The sequence below is a fragment of the Dactylosporangium sp. NPDC051484 genome, from assembly GCF_040689395.1.
Taxonomy (GTDB): domain Bacteria; phylum Actinomycetota; class Actinomycetes; order Mycobacteriales; family Micromonosporaceae; genus Dactylosporangium.
Map to the genome: position 1 here is coordinate 19,374 of NZ_JBFAZX010000013.1, position 14,658 is coordinate 34,031.

At 73.4% G+C, this 14,658-nt stretch carries 9 protein-coding genes; 5 read left to right on the forward strand and 4 right to left on the reverse strand.

The window, feature by feature from the left end:
• The first annotated feature begins 56 nt into the window (after positions 1-56).
• From AB0367_RS21855 to AB0367_RS21875, 5 genes are all read left to right on the forward strand, one after another.
• On the forward strand, positions 57-1,403 hold the full coding sequence (locus AB0367_RS21855) for an SWIM zinc finger family protein (protein ID WP_366228206.1): 1,347 nt from the start codon (positions 57-59) through the stop codon (positions 1,401-1,403).
• 104 nt (positions 1,404-1,507) lie between these two features.
• A complete protein-coding gene (locus AB0367_RS21860) occupies positions 1,508-3,022 on the forward strand; it encodes a DUF5691 domain-containing protein (RefSeq protein WP_366228207.1) in 1,515 nt (504 codons plus the stop codon).
• Positions 3,019-4,146: an AAA family ATPase gene (locus AB0367_RS21865; protein ID WP_366228208.1), complete on the forward strand. Its 1,128-nt coding sequence runs from the start codon at positions 3,019-3,021 to the stop codon at positions 4,144-4,146. The genes AB0367_RS21860 and AB0367_RS21865 overlap by 4 nt, the downstream gene beginning before the upstream one ends.
• Positions 4,136-6,484, forward strand: a complete 2,349-nt coding sequence (locus tag AB0367_RS21870; RefSeq protein WP_366228209.1) for a DUF5682 family protein — start codon at positions 4,136-4,138, stop codon at positions 6,482-6,484. The genes AB0367_RS21865 and AB0367_RS21870 overlap by 11 nt, the downstream gene beginning before the upstream one ends.
• Positions 6,477-7,712: a VWA domain-containing protein gene (locus tag AB0367_RS21875; protein WP_366228210.1), complete on the forward strand. Its 1,236-nt coding sequence runs from the start codon at positions 6,477-6,479 to the stop codon at positions 7,710-7,712. The genes AB0367_RS21870 and AB0367_RS21875 overlap by 8 nt, the downstream gene beginning before the upstream one ends.
• Here the strand turns inward: AB0367_RS21875 and AB0367_RS21880 are convergent.
• From AB0367_RS21880 to AB0367_RS21895, 4 genes are all read right to left on the reverse strand, one after another.
• The gene (locus tag AB0367_RS21880; RefSeq protein ID WP_350546059.1) at positions 7,663-8,871 is read right to left on the reverse strand and encodes an ATP-binding protein; all 1,209 of its coding nucleotides are present in this window, start codon (positions 8,869-8,871) and stop codon (positions 7,663-7,665) included. The two genes, AB0367_RS21875 and AB0367_RS21880, sit on opposite strands and share 50 nt — an antisense overlap.
• Before the next feature lie 257 nt (positions 8,872-9,128).
• Positions 9,129-9,947 carry a hypothetical protein gene (locus tag AB0367_RS21885; protein WP_366228211.1) on the reverse strand — a complete coding sequence of 273 codons (819 nt, stop codon included), beginning with the start codon at positions 9,945-9,947 and terminating at the stop codon, positions 9,129-9,131.
• Between the two features lie 113 nt (positions 9,948-10,060).
• Complete coding sequence (locus tag AB0367_RS21890; protein WP_366228212.1) at positions 10,061-13,303, reverse strand: UvrD-helicase domain-containing protein; 3,243 nt, start codon at positions 13,301-13,303, stop codon at positions 10,061-10,063.
• 36 nt (positions 13,304-13,339) lie between these two features.
• Entirely contained in the window at positions 13,340-14,647 is a 1,308-nt protein-coding gene (locus tag AB0367_RS21895) for a metallophosphoesterase (RefSeq protein WP_366228369.1), read from the reverse strand.
• Positions 14,648-14,658 lie beyond the last annotated feature (11 nt).

Below are 14,658 nucleotides of genomic sequence, written 5' to 3' on the forward strand. Positions count from 1 at the left end.
ATGACCGCGACATACCCAGCCGAGAAATGTCGTACCCCCTCACTACGGTTAGCAGCATGGCCGAAACAACGACGGTCACCACGGTCTGGACCACCGACCAGGTGATGGCGCTGGCGCCCGACTCGTCCGCACAGCGGGCGGCGCGCGGGCTCGCCGGCGACCGCGCCTGGCTGGAGACCGGGCTGAGCACCGCGGACGACATCGATCCGACCCTGTGGGGCCTCTGCCAGGGCAGCGGCAGCACGCCCTATCAGACCGCGGTCGACCTGACCGAGCCCGCATTCAAGTGCACCTGCCCGAGCCGGAAGTTCCCCTGCAAGCACGCGCTGGGCCTGCTGCTGCGCTGGTCGTCGGGCGCGGTGCCCGAGGCCGTCGCGCCCTCGTGGGCGAGCGCGTGGCAGGCGTCGCGGGCCGCTCGCGCCGATCGCGCCGCCGCGGCCGCCGCTGAGCGGCCTTCATCCGGTGGCAGCACTGCGAGCAGGTCCGCCCCCAGCGAGAAGGCACAGGCCAGGCGGGCCGACCGGATCACCGCCGGGCTCGAGGAGCTGGACCGCTGGCTCGCCGACCAGGCCCGCTCCGGCCTGGCCGGCGCCGGCCGCGGCGGCGCCTCCTGGGACACGATGACCGCCCGGCTGGTCGACGCCCAGGCCGCGAGCGCCGCGGGGATTCTTCGCCGCACCGCCGCGGTTATGGGCTCGCCGGAGCGGCTCCTCGGCGAGCTCGCCCGGCTGCATCTGCTCGTCGGTGGCTACCGGCGCCTGGCCGAGCTGCCCGAGGACCTCGCGGCTAGCGTGCGCATGCGCGTCGGCGTGCCGATCGCCACCGAGACCGTTCTCGCCGGCCCCGCCGTTCGCGACCGCTGGCAGGTGCACGGCGTCCGCGACGAGATCGAGGACCAGCTCACCGTCCGCCGCGCCTGGCTGCGCGGGGCCGGCTCCGGCCGCCCGCTGATCGTGCTGTCGTTCGCCGTCGCCGGCCAGTCGCTGCCGATCGAACTGCTGCCGGGCACCGAGCTCGACGCCGATGTGTGCCTCTACCCGGGCGGCCGGCCCGAGCGCGCCCTCATCGCCAAGCGCCACGCCCCGCCCGAGCGCATGCACGCCGTCGCCGGCCGTGCGGGCATCGAGGCCAACCTGCGTGCCCACGCGGAGGCCCTGGCCGGCGACCCCTGGCTGGACTACTGGCCGATGGCCCTGGACGCCGTCTGCCCCGTCCGCGACGGCGCCGCCTGGCTTCTCGCCGACGCCGCGGGCAACGGGCTGCCGCTCGACCCGGCGGCGGGTGAGCCTTGGCGCCTCGTCGCCGTCACCGCGGGCCGCCCCGCCACCGTCACCGGCGAGTGGTCGGCGGCCGGCTTCCGCCCTCTGGGCGTGTGGTCCGACGACAGGCTGGTGCGGCTGTGACCGCCGCGTCGTCGTTCGAGCCTGCGGGGCAGTCAGATCCGTCCGGGCCTGTCGGGCATGCACCAGATATTTCGGATTTATCCGGTTTTCCCGACTGGGGGGACGTGCTCGCGACCGCGCTTGTCGGCACGCAGCGGCGCACGCTGCCGGCCGGGGTGGACGCGCCGGGCGAGGATCCGGCCGAGGCGCTGCTGGATGTGGCGGGGACGCTGACGCTGTATCGGCGGGCCGGGTTCCGGGCGCGCACCGGGCTGGCCGTGCCGGCGCCCGCGCCGGACGACTCGGATATCGCGCTCGTCTCGTGGTCCGCGGCGGCCCGGGCGGCCGACCTGCTGGCCGTGGACGCGGCCGGATACGGGACCAGCAACGCCGTGCCGGTCCGCGACGCCGACGGGCGGCTCGAGCTGCTCGCCGAGTGGCTCGGGGCGATCGGGCACCGGCGCGTCCCCGGCGAGTTGCTGCCCGCGCTGCTGGAGATCGGGCGGCGGCATCGCGCGCTGCGGGCGCTCGTCGCCGCGGCCGGTGGGCCGCGCGCCGCCTGGCTCGCCGCGCAGCGGCCCGACTGGGGCTATCTCGACGCCACCGCGGTCGAGGCGCCCGCCGACGACCCGCAGGGCTGGGAGCTGGGCTCGATCGGCCGGCGGGTCGGCATCCTGACGGCCGTGCGCCGCGGCGGGCCGGAGGGCGAGCAGCGCGGCCGCGACATGCTTGCCGAGGTCTGGGCGAGCGAGACGCCCGACGACCGGGCCGCACTGCTGGGCGCGCTGGCGACCGGGCTGTCCAGCGCCGACGAGCCGGTGCTGGAGAGGGCGCTCGACGATCGGCGCAAGGAGGTGCGCCTCGTCGCGCTCGACCTGCTCGCGCTGCTGCCGGACAGCGCCTACGCCCAGCGCATGATCGAGCGGAGCACGGCCTGCGTGCGGGTCGTCGGCGGACGCATCCAGGTGGTGCCGCCCACGGCGTGTGACAAGGGCATGCGCCGCGACGGCATCGTGCCGCGGCCGCCGGCCGGGGTGGGCGAGCGGGCCTGGTGGCTGGAGGAACTGCTCACGCGCACCCCGATGCGGGTGTGGGGCGAGCCGGAGGAGTTCCTGAGCCTGCCCGTGACGGACGAGTGGGCCGCGGTCCTGCGCCGTGGGCTGGCCCGGGCCGCCGCCGGGCAGCGCGAGCCGAGCTGGGCCACGGTGCTGACCGGGCGGCTGACCGAGGAGGTCGTCGCGGGCGGGCGGCCCGACGACCGGCTGCTGCTCGAAGCGCTTTACGACGCGCTGCCCCCCGAGGCGCTGGCCACGATCGCGGTGGAGGTCCTGCGCCGTGGGCTGTCCGGCGCCGCCGCGGTCGGGGTCGAGCACGTGCTCGAGTTGTGCCCGCGGCCCTGGCCGCCCGCACTGGTCGAGGCCGTCTTCGGCGCGCTCGACGACCTGGGCGGCCGCCGCTCCGCCGGCTGGCGACTGGCGGGGCTGTGCGAGCTCGCCGCCCTCCGGCTGCCCGCCGCCACCGCCCCGCGCGCCATGGCCCTGGCCGCGGGGCTGCCCTCCGACGACCCGATGTCCTCCATCGTCGGCCGCTTCGCCGACACCCTCCGGTTCCGCCACGACATGCTCGAGGAGCTCGCGTGACCACAGTCGATGTCACAGCCGCCCACGTCGACGGGGCGCCCGTCGCCGAGACGGTGCAGCGGCGGCACGCCGAGGACGAGTTCGCCGCGGAGCTCGTGGCGCTCGCGGCCGGCGACGACCGGACGCGGCCGCCGGGGTGGCGGCTCTCGCCCGCAGCGGTCGTGACGTATCTGCTCGGCGGCGAGGCGGCCGACGGGACGCTCATCTCCCCGAAATACGTCGGGCCACGCCGCCTGATGGAGGTCGCGGTCGCCACGCTCGCCACCGACCGGGCGCTGCTGCTGCTCGGTGTGCCCGGCACGGCCAAGACGTGGGTGTCGGAGCACCTGGCCGCGGCGATCAGCGGCGACTCGACCCTGCTGGTGCAGGGCACCGCGGGCACGCCGGAGGAGGCCATTCGCTATGGCTGGAATTACGCCCGCCTGCTCGCCGAAGGTCCCAGCCGGGGCGCGCTGGTGCCGAGCCCGGTCCTGCGGGCGATGGCCGACGGGCGCATCGCGCGGATCGAGGAGCTGACCCGCGTGCCGTCCGACGTGCAGGACACCCTCATCACGATCCTGTCCGAGAAGACCCTGCCGGTGCCGGAGCTGGGCCAGGAGGTCCAGGCCCGCAAGGGCTTCAACGTGATCGCCACCGCCAACGACCGGGACCGCGGCGTCAACGAGCTGTCCTCCGCGCTGCGCCGCCGGTTCAACACGGTGGTCCTGCCCGTGCCCGCCGGCGTCGAGGAGGAGGTCGACATCGTGGCCCGGCGGGTCGCGGCGCTGGGCAAGGCCCTGGAGCTGCCCGAGCTGCCGCCCGCGGCCGACGAGATCCGGCGCGTGGTCACGGTGTTCCGCGAGCTGCGCAACGGCGTCACCGAGGACGGCCGGACGAAGCTCAAGTCGCCCAGCGGCACGCTCTCGACCGCCGAGGCCATTTCGGTGGTCACCAACGGCATGGCGCTGGCCGCTCATTTCGGCGACGGCGTGCTGCGCGCCGGCGATGTCGCCGCCGGCATCCTCGGCGCCGTGGTCAAGGACCCGGTGTCGGACCAGGTCGTCTGGCAGGAGTATCTGGAGACGGTCATTCGCGAGCGTGAGGGCTGGCGCGACTTCTATCGAGCGGCCCGCCGTGGCGAGTGAGCCGCTTCTGCTGGGCGTGCGCCATCACGGCCCGGGCTCGGCGCGCGCGGTGCGCCGGGCCTTGGCCGCGTTCCAGCCGGAGGTCGTGCTGATCGAGGGGCCGCCCGAGGCCGACCCGCTGGTGCCGTATGCCGGGGACGAGGACATGCGCGCCCCGGTGGCCCTGCTGGCATATCCGGCCGACAATCCCGACCCGAAGCTGCGCGCGTCGTTCTGGCCGCTCGCCGAGTTCTCCCCGGAGTGGCAGGCGATCCGGTGGGCGGTGGCGCGGGAGGTGCCGGTGCGGTTCATCGATCTGCCGGCCGCCATCCGCCTGGCGTCCCCGCCGGCCCCGGCGGAGGCGGCGGCCTCCGACGACGACGCGGTGCGCATCGACCCGATCGGTGCGCTGGCCGAGGCGGCCGGATATGACGACCCCGAGCGCTGGTGGGAAGACGTGGTCGAGCACCGCTTCGAAATCACCGAACCACCAGCGCGAACCGGTGAATCCGACAGTTCCGATTTCGGCGAGATGGGCGGCGTCGGGATCTTCGCCGTCGAGCCGGACGTGGACGAGGCCGAGCTGCGGGCCGCGACGGCGCCGTTCGCCGCGATCGCGGAGGCCATGACCGTCGTGCGGGCACACGCACCACGGCCGCCCGAGGCGGAGCGCGTGGACGAGGAGCGGCGCGAGGCATACATGCGCATCGGGCTGCGAACGGCGATGAAGGAGTTCGAGCGGGTGGCCGTGGTCTGCGGCGCCTGGCACGTGCCCGCTCTGACCGCGCCGCTGCCCAGCGCCTCGGCCGACGCGGCGACCGTGCGGGGGCTGCCCAAGGTCAAGGTGGCCATGACGTGGGTGCCGTGGACGCATGCGCGGCTGGCGTCGTGGCAGGGGTATGGGGCCGGGGTGCGCTCGCCGGGCTGGTATCACCATCTGTTCACCTCGGTCGACAAGCACGTCATCGAGCGGTGGCTGGTGCGGGCCGCGGGCGTGCTGCGCAAGGACGGTGTCCCGGTCTCGAGCGCGCACGTCATCGAGGCGACCCGGCTGGCCGAGGCGCTGGCGACGATGCGCGGCCGGCCGCTCGCCGGGCTCGCCGAGGTCACCGACGCGGCGCACGCCGTGCTGTGCGACGGCGACGACCTGCGGCTGGCGCTGATCAACCGGCGGCTGGTCGTGGGTGACCGGCTCGGGCGGGTGCCGGATCAGACGCCGGGTGTGCCGATCGCCCGGGACGTGGCCGTCAGCCAGCGGCGGCTGCGGCTGCCACCTCGGGTCGAGCGCCGCGAGCTGAAGCTCGACCTGCGCCAGCCGTTCGACCTGGAGCGCAGCCGGCTGCTGCACCGGCTGCGGCTGCTCGGCGTCGGGTGGGGCAAGGTGCTGGCCGCGGCCAGGGGCAAGGGCACGTTCCGCGAGGAGTGGGAGATCGCCTGGCAGCCGGAGTTCGCGGTCGACCTGGTGGAGGCGGGGGCGTATGGCACGACGGTGCTCGAGGCCGCCACCGCCCGGGTCGCCGAGCAGGCCGCGGCCGCAGCGACGCTGGCGGACGTGACCGCGCTGGTGGAGCGGTGCCTGCTGGCCGACCTGCCGGACGCGCTGCCAGGCGTGCTCGACGCGCTGGACGAGCGGATGGCGCTGGACGCCGACGTGGCGCACCTGATGGACGCGCTGCCGGCGCTGGCGCGTACGCTGCGATACGGCGACGTGCGCGGGACCGATCTGTCCGCGCTGCGCGAGGTGACGTTCGGGATGATCACCCGCATCTGCGTCGGGCTGCCGGCGGCGGTCGGCGGGCTCGACGACACCGCCGCGTCGGTCATGCGGGACCGGATCGACGGGGTGCAGGCCGCGCTCGCGCTGGTCGACGACGCCGAGTCGCAGGCACGCTGGCAGACGGTCCTGGCCGGGCTGTCCACCCGGGACGACCTGCACGGCCTGCTGACGGGGCGGATGAACCGGCTGCTGCTGGACGCCGGCGCGGTGGACGCGGACGAGGTCGGCGCCCGGATGGCGTTGGTGCTGACGGTCGGCGTGCCGGTGGCCCGCACGGCCGCGTGGATCGAGGGGTTCCTGGCCGGCGACGGGCTGCTGCTGGTGCACGACGAACGCCTGCTGGCGCTCGTCGACGCGTGGCTGACCGGCATACCGGCCGAGGCGTTCGTCGAGGTGCTGCCGCTGCTGCGGCGCACGTTCAGCGGCTACCCGGCGCCGCAGCGCCGGATGATCGGCGAGCGGGCGGCGCACATCGGCACCGGGCGTCCGGGCACCCGCGAGGACGACGACGTGGACGCGGCCCGGGGAGCCCTGTTGCTGCCGGTCGTGGCGCGGCTGCTGGGGAGGGCACTGCATGTCTGACAAGGCGGGTCGGACCGGCGACCCCGAGGCCGACGAGCGGCTGCGGCGATGGCGGCTGGCGCTCGGTGGTGCGCCGGGTGCGGAGGGGACCGGATACGCGTTGGGCGGCACCGATGCGGCGGTCGATGCCGCGCTCGGCGCGCTCTACGACGGGGGCGAGGACGGCGAGGCGAGGCAGCGCGGGGCGGGGCTTGGCGCGTCGGCGCCGCGGGTCGCACGCTGGCTGGGCGACATCCGGCAGTATTTCCCGTCGACCGTCGTGCAGGTCATGCAGGCCGACGCGATCGAGCGGCTCAACCTCACCCGGCTGCTGCTCGAGCCCGAGATGCTCGACGCGGTGGAGCCCGACGTGCACCTGGTCGGCACGCTGCTGTCGCTCAACCGGGTCATGCCCGACAAGAGCAAGCGGGCCGCGCGCAAGGTCGTGGCCAAGGTCGTGGCCGAGCTGGAGCGGCGCATCGCGCAGCCGACCCGCACCGCGCTCAGCGGCGCACTCAACCGCGCCGCGCGGATCAACCGGCCGAGGCATCGGGACATCGACTGGGACCGCACGATCCGGGCGAACCTCAAGCACTACCAGGCCGAGCGGCGCACGATCGTGCCGGAGCGGCTGATCGGATACGGCCGGCGGGCGCAGGCGGTGCAGCGCGACATCGTGCTGTGCGTGGACCAGTCCGGGTCGATGGCCGCCTCGGTCGTCTACTCGGGGGTGTTCGCTGCGGTCCTGGCCTCGATGCGCTCGCTGAAGACGTCGCTGGTCGTGTTCGACACCGCCGTGGTCGACCTGACCGATCGGCTCAGCGACCCGGTCGACGTGCTGTTCGGCACCCAGCTGGGCGGAGGCACGGACATCAACCGGGCGATCGCGTATGGCCAGCAGCTCGTCACCCGGCCGCGGGACACCATCTTTGTGCTGATCAGCGATCTGTACGAGGGCGGCGTGCGCGAGGAGATGCTGCGCCGGGTCGCGGCGATGACCGCGGCCGGGGTGCAGGTGATCACCCTGCTCGCGCTGTCGGACGAGGGCGCGCCCGACTACGACCGGGAGAACGCCGCAGCGCTCGCCGCGCTTGGGGTGCCGGCCTTCGCGTGCACCCCGGACGTGTTCCCGGAGCTGATGGCGGCCGCGATCGAGCGTCGCGATCTGCGCGGCATCATGGAGCGCGCGGCGGCGAAACCTACTCCGCTGGCTGGGTCCGCAGGTAGCGGGCGAAGTGGGGGACCGTGAAGGCGACCGTGCCCCGCTCGCCGGAGTAGATGAGGCCCTTCTTGATCAGCGCGTCCCGGGCCGGGGACAGGCTGGCCGGCCGGCGGCCGAGCGTGCGGGCGATCTCCGAGGTCGCCACCGCCTCCGACACGTCGACGGCGGGGAGCAGGGCGGCCATCGTGCGCATGTACTCGCGCTCGGCCGGGGTCGCGCGATCGTAGCGTGAGCCGAAGAAGCCCACGGCCAGTTCCGCCTCCGCCTCGGGCGCGGCGACCCGCACGTCGGCGGCGGTGATCGGCGAGCGCGGCGCGTGGTCCCAGGTCGCCTTGCCATAGGCCTGAACGAAGTACGGGTAGCCGCCGGATGCCTCGTAGAGCGCGTCGAGGGCCTTCGGCTCGTATTCGACCTCCTCGCGCTCGGCCGGCGCCGTGAGCGCCAGGTCGGCGGCGATCCGGTCGAGGCGGTCGATGCGCTGGTAACGGAACAGCCGCTCCGAGTACGACTTCGAGGCGGACAGCAACGCGGGCACGTGCGGCAGGCCGGCGCCGACCACGATGAGCGGCGCGCCGGTCTGCGACAGCTCGTGGCAGGCCGCGCACAGCGCCGAGATGTCGTCGGCGGCCAGGTCCTGCAGCTCGTCGATGAACAGCGCCACACCGGTGCCAACGTCGGTGGCGACGCTCGCCGCGTCGGTGAACAGCTCCACGAGGTCGATCTCGATGTCGCCGGAGTCGGCCCGTCCGGTCGCGGCGGGCACGTCGATGCCCGGCTGCCAGCGGTCGCGCAGCTTCGACGGCGGCTTGCGCGGGTCCTCGCGTAGCGCGAACGCCTTGAGCACGCCGAGGAACTCGTCGATGCGGTCCGGCGCGCGATGGTGCGGCGCGAGCTCACGGACGGCCATGTGCAGGGCGGCGGAGACCGGCCGGCGCAGTGACTGGTCGGGCCGCGCCTCGATCTTGCCAGTGCCCCACAGGTGCGAGATCGCCTCGGAGCGCAGCGTGTTGAGCAGCACAGTCTTGCCAACACCCCGCAGCCCGGTGAGCATCAGCGACCGCTCGGGCCGGCCCCGGGCGATCCGCTCGAGCACCACGTCGAAGGCATGCAGCTCACGGTCGCGCCCGGCGAGCTCGGGCGGGCGCTGCCCGGCGCCGGGCGCATAGGGATTGCGAACCGGGTCCACGAATCGCACAGTATCGGGCTTTCTAGCGCGTGGGCTAGAACCGCGTAGAAGAACCTCTACGGCGTGTCGTCGTGGAACATCTAGGGCTGTCTAGCGCGCACGCAAGACAGCCTTATAAGGCGCCATCAAACAAATACCGAACAGACGTTCGATGGCGGGCTCGAACTAATGTACTACACCCGTGCGGAGTCCCGTCGCAAGGGGGACGAAAAACCGTCGGCCCGGGCGAATGCCCGGGCCCACCGATTTTCGATGGTTCAGCGCTGCTTCAGGCAGAGCACGAAGTCCTGTGAGCCGTCCGGGCTCTTGAAGAAGTAGTGGTACTTGTACTCCGGGGTGCCCGAGCACTTGCTCGTGTCGTTCGTGTCGGGGATCTTCTTGAGCACCTCGTAGGTGCCCTTCGCGCAGGTCGCCTTCTGCATGACCGCCTTGTCCTCGCTGCCCACGTTCTTGAGGCAGTCGCCGGCCTTCGCGTTCGCCGCGTCGCCGGGCTGGGCGCCGGGCTTGCTGGCGCCCTTCGAGGGGGCTGCGCTGCCACCCGCCGACGGGGCGCCGCCGCCGGCGGAACTCGACGAGTCCGGGTTCGTCGAGGCTCCGGCAACCGGGTTTTCCTTCTTGTCGCCCTTGAGCATGAAGTACGCACCCGCGCCGCCACCACCGAGCAGCAGCAGCACGACGATCGCGGCCAGCGCGACCGCGATGCCGGAGCGCTTCTTCTTCGGCGGCTCAGCAGCCGGTGGCGGCGGGCCCCACGACAGCTCGTCGTTGTAGCCCGGGGGCTCGTTACCGTAAGGCTGGTAACCGCCCGGCTGCTGGTAGGTGCGGTCGTCGCCGAAGCCGCCCGGGGCCCCATAGCCGCCCTGGCCTCCGTAACCGCCCTGGTTGCCGTAACCGCCCTGTCCGCCCTGGCCGTAACCGCCCTGGCCGTAGCCCTGTTCCGGCGGGCCCCACGACGGCTGGCCGGATACCGGCTGTCCATGGTCCGGCTGCCCATAGGGGCCCTGCTGACCGCCCTGCTGCCATGGGTCCTGAGGTTGGCCCCGGTACGGTCCGCCCGGCGGTCCGTAACCCGACATGATGTCCTCCTGGTCCTCGGCCGTGGTCGGCGTGGTGAGCCTATCGGCGCGAATGCAGCTACGGTAGCGTCACTCGCAACACCCTGACCTCACGGATTCGCGCCGAAAGCGGCTCAGATCAGGCGTAATTGTCGATCTTTGGGCTTCCGCGGGGCCGCCGCGCCGCGCCGCTCGAGCAGGCCCGGATCGATCGCGGAGAGGAACGGCGTCGGCGCCATCTCCCGCTCGGAGCCGTACCGGAACCGGACGCGGCTGTGCGAGACGAAGAGCCGGTCCTGCGCGCGGGTGAGGCCGACGAAGAACAGCCGGCGCTCCTCGGCGACGTCGTCCTCCGACTGGCGCGCGCCCGCGAACGCCCGCAGTGGCAGCAGCCCGTCCTCGCAGCCGACCAGGAACACGACCGGGAACTCCAGGCCCTTCGAGGCGTGCAGGGTGAGCAGGTGCACCCGGTCCGCCCGCGGGTCCCAGCCGTCGACCTCCGCGCCGGTGGCCAGCGCGCCGAGGAACTCGTCGAGGTCGCTGCCGGCGCGCAGTGCAAGCGGTGTCATCAGGTCGACGGCGTTCCACACGTCGGCCTCGGAGAGCCCGATGAGGTCGCTGTCGAGCTGGCCGCAGCGGCTGGCGACGACCTGGCCGGCCAGGCGCACCCGGGCCGCGATCGAGCCGCCGAGGCCGTCGGCGAAGCGCAGCTCCCGGGCGAGCGCGGCGACGCCGGGGCGGTCGAGCAGGCGGTCGTGGGAGCGCTTCTGCACCGGCACACCGGCCCGGGACAGCGCGTCGACGACCGGCGCGGCCTGGGCGTCGGTGCGGTAGAGCACGGCGATGTCCGAGAACGACATCGCCCCGACCGTGGCGCGGGAGTCGACACGCCCGTCGTGCGAGCGGTGCGACAGGCCGCCGACCAGCTCGTCCACGGTACGCACGACGAAGTCCGCCTCGTCGGCGACCGACGTGGCGGGGTACAGCCCGACCATCGGCGCCTCGAGGTCGAGCCGTGCCGGGTCCAGCCGACGCCCCGGCACCAGCGTCGTCGGGGCGATCGCCTGCACCGCGGCGGCCAGGATCGGCGCCGACGAGCGGTAGTTGCGAGTCAGCCGCACCACCCGCGCGTCGACCTCCGACGTGGAGAAGTCGCCGGCGAAGCGCAGGAAGAAGGAGACCTCGGCGCCGCGGAAGGAGTAGATCGCCTGGTCGGGGTCGCCGATCGCGCACAGGTTGCCGCCCGGCGGGCACAGCAGCCGCAGCAGCTCGTACTGCACCGGGTCGACGTCCTGGTACTCGTCCACGAAGATCCACTGCCAGCGCGCCCGGTAGCGGTCGACCAGCGCGGGCGTCTCGGTCAGCAGCTGGACCGTGAGCGTGAGTAGCTCGTCGAGCGATACCAGGTCGCGTGCCCGCAGCGCCTTGGCCAGCGAATCCCGCGTCGCCGGCTCCATCGCGACGAGCGCCTTGCGGGCCTCGCGCTCCGGCAGCGGCTCCAGCGCGGCCAGCAGATCCGCCTCCTCGGCGATGCGGAACTGCGCGGTCAGCCCGACGGCGGCCGCGTTCTCCCGCAGGATCGACAGGCCCAGCGCGTGGAACGTGGAGACCGTCACCGCCTCGGTCACCGGCCCGAGCAGCACCTCCAGCCGCTCGCGCAGTTCCTCGGCGGCGCGCCGGGTGAACGTGATCGCCAGGCACTCCTCCGGAAACACGCCGAGCTCGGCGCACAGGTATGCGATGCGGTGCGTGAGCGTCCGGGTCTTGCCGGTGCCCGGCCCGGCCACGATGAGCAGCGGGCCGCCGGGCGCGGAGGCCGCCACCCGCTGCAGCGCGTCGAGCCGATCGAGCAGGCCGGTGCCGACCTCCTCCATGCCGGCAAGCATTGGCTCGAGAGGCTCGTGCGGCGAGGGCGGGGGCGCGATCGGCGGTGGGGGCGGCGCGGGCTCCGCGGGTTGGGGCCGGCGCCGCTTCGCCTGCGGTTTCGGGGCCGCTTCCGCTTTGCGCTGCTTGGGCAATTCCGGCATCGGTACCTCGAACAGCACGTCCTCCTGCGTGCTCCCGCGCAGCTCGGCGGGTTCGAAGAGCCGGATCACGCCGTACTCCCCGTCGTAGCCGGGCGTGCGGTGCACCTGGCCGCGCCGCAGCCGGGCGATGCCCTCGCCGAGCAGTTCGCCGCCGGCCCGGGCGATGTCCTCGACCGGCACGTCACGCAGGATGGCGAGCTCGGGGCCCAGCTCGGCGACGAGCGCGGTGAGCTTCTCCTCGACCGTCTTCGACTTCGGCCCCACGCCGTTGATCTCGCCCAGGATCTCGTGCAGCTGGATCAGGTGCGTGACCCCGGGCGCACCCGCCGGCACGAAGCCCTCCGGCCGGTCGGCGAGCTCCTCGACCCGGTGCAGCACGCCGACGGTCAGCGGTTTGCCGCACTCGGGGCAGCGCCCCTGCGCCTCGCGGGTGCGCGCCGGCGGCCAGTTGACGTCGCACGCCCGGTGCCCGTCGGCGTGGTACTTGCCCTCCTCGGGGAAGAACTCCAGCGTGCCGACCAGACCGTCGCCCGTGCGGAGCATGTCGCGCACGCCCGTGTAGGAGAGTTCGCCCCGCAGCACCGTGGCCTCGCGAGCCAGCGCGGGAGCGGAGTGCGCGTCGGAGTTCGACACCAGGCGGTATCGGTCCAGTGACGACACCCGCCAGTTCATCTCCGGGTCGGAGGACAGGCCGGTCTCGACGGCGAAGATGTGTTCGGCCAGGTCGGCGTAGCAGTCGGCGATCGCGTCGAAGCCCGACTTCGAGCCGAGCGCGGAGAACCAGGGCGTCCAGATGTGGGCCGGGACCAGGAAGCCGTCCGGGCTCGCCTCAAGCGTGATCTCCAGCAGGTCGCGCGAGTCCAGCCCGAGGATCGGCCGGCCGTCGGAGCCCAGGTTGCCGATGCGCCCCAGCGCCGCGTTGAACCGGCCGACCGCCTCGAAGTCCGGCTGGTAGATCAGGTGGTGGACCTTGCGGGTGCGCTCGCCGCGCTTGTAGATCGTGGAGATCTCGACCGACAGCATGAACCGCACGGCCTGGTCGGCCACGCCCGTGACGCGGCCGAGCCGCGGCGGCAGCCGGCGCAGGATGTCGGCCTCGCGGTCGGGGTGCAGGCGGAACAGGCCCGGCTCGGCCGGCACCAGCGCCTCGCGCAGGTGGTCGTGCCAGGCCGGGTGCGTGAAGTCGCCGGTGCCCAACAGGGCGATGCCCTTGCGCCGCGCCCACCAGGTGAGCGTCTCGATGCTGAGGTCGCGACTACACGCCCGGGAGTACTTCGAGTGGATGTGGAGATCGGCCACAAACGAAGGATCTTCGCCGGACGTGTCGGAGGCGGCGGCGTTCGAAGGCACGCTGCATCCTGTCACAGCCGCCTGAGCCGCCGCCGGTTACGCGCCGTTCAGCTCAATGACCGAGATGTCCGGCGGTGCCCCGAAGCGCACCGGCGGCCCCCAGAACCCGGCGCCCCGCGTGACGTACACCTGCGTGCCGTCGACGTTGCCCAGCCCCGCGACGACCGGCTGCTGCAGCCCGACGAGCAGGTTGAACGGCACCATCTGCCCGCCATGGGTGTGCCCCGACAGCTGCAGGTCGACGCCGTGCCGGGCGGCCTCGTGCGCCTGGACCGGCTGATGGGCGAGCAGGACCACGGGACGGGCGGCGTCGCGCCCGTCGAGCGCCTTGCCGAAGTCGGGCCCGTCGCCGACGGCCGTCCCATTCAGGTCGTTGACCCCGGCGAGGTCGAGTCCCTGCACGTCGACGCGTTCGTTGCGCAGCACACGGACGCCCAGCGAGTTCACCTCGTCGACCCACTCCTGGTAGTCGGAGAAGTACTCGTGGTTGCCGGTCACGAAGAAGCTGCCGTGCCGGGCGCGCAGATCCTGCAGCGGCTCGGCCGCCGCCCCGAGCTGCGCGACGCTGCCGTCGACAAGATCGCCGACAATCGCCACCAGGTCCGCGTCAACGGAATTGATCATGCGCACGATCCGCTCGGTGTGCCCGCGCCCGAGCAGCGGCCCGAGGTGGATGTCGGACACCAGCGCGATCCGGAAGCCGTTCATGCTCGCGGGCAGCTTGGGGAGCTGGATCGGCACCCGCTTGAGGTCGGGCGCGGCCATCGCCTGGAAGACGCCGACGCCGACCGTGCTCGCGGAGAGCACTCCCGCGGTGGCGGCGAGCGACCGCCCCAGCAGCAGTCGCCGTCCGGCATCGAACCGCTCGTCGGCCGGCGCCGCGGGCTCGATCGTCGCGACGGCCGTCTTGCCGGACGCCTGGGCCGAGTTCCCGGCCGATCTCCCGACCGTCGAGTTGCCGGGCACGTCGGACTTGTCCGCCACCTCGTGACTGGCCAATCCGGCATTTCGGTTTTCTGTGGAATCTTCCGAACCGGCCGCGGTGGAGCGCGAGCGGCGCCGCCACAGGACCAGGGCCAGACGCGGGATCTCCAGGATCGCCAGCGTCACGAGCAGGTAGAACATCAGCGCGAGCCACAGGAAGCCGGGCCACGCGACCAGCGCCTGCCAGGAGTACGGCAGCACCCGCGAGAGCGCCTGCGTCGCCGGGATCGACAGGGCCAGCAGCACGACGAGCGCGGTGCCGACGCGGCGAGCGCGCCGGGTGCGGGTGGTGTCCTTGACGAGGCGCTTCCAGAGGTACCAGTGAATGGGGGCGACGATCGCGAGCGCCACCGCTAGCATGATGACGATCA

What these genes read in the sequence shown, in the direction of transcription:
- AB0367_RS21855 (WP_366228206.1), top strand. Translation starts at nt 57, where the DNA reads ATGGCCGAAACAACGACGGTCACCACGGTCTGGACCACCGACCAGGTG.
- AB0367_RS21885 (WP_366228211.1), bottom strand. Translation starts at nt 9,947, where the DNA reads ATGTCGGGTTACGGACCGCCGGGCGGACCGTACCGGGGCCAACCTCAG.
- AB0367_RS21875 (WP_366228210.1), top strand. Translation starts at nt 6,477, where the DNA reads ATGTCTGACAAGGCGGGTCGGACCGGCGACCCCGAGGCCGACGAGCGG.
- AB0367_RS21895 (WP_366228369.1), bottom strand. Translation starts at nt 14,647, where the DNA reads ATGCTAGCGGTGGCGCTCGCGATCGTCGCCCCCATTCACTGGTACCTC.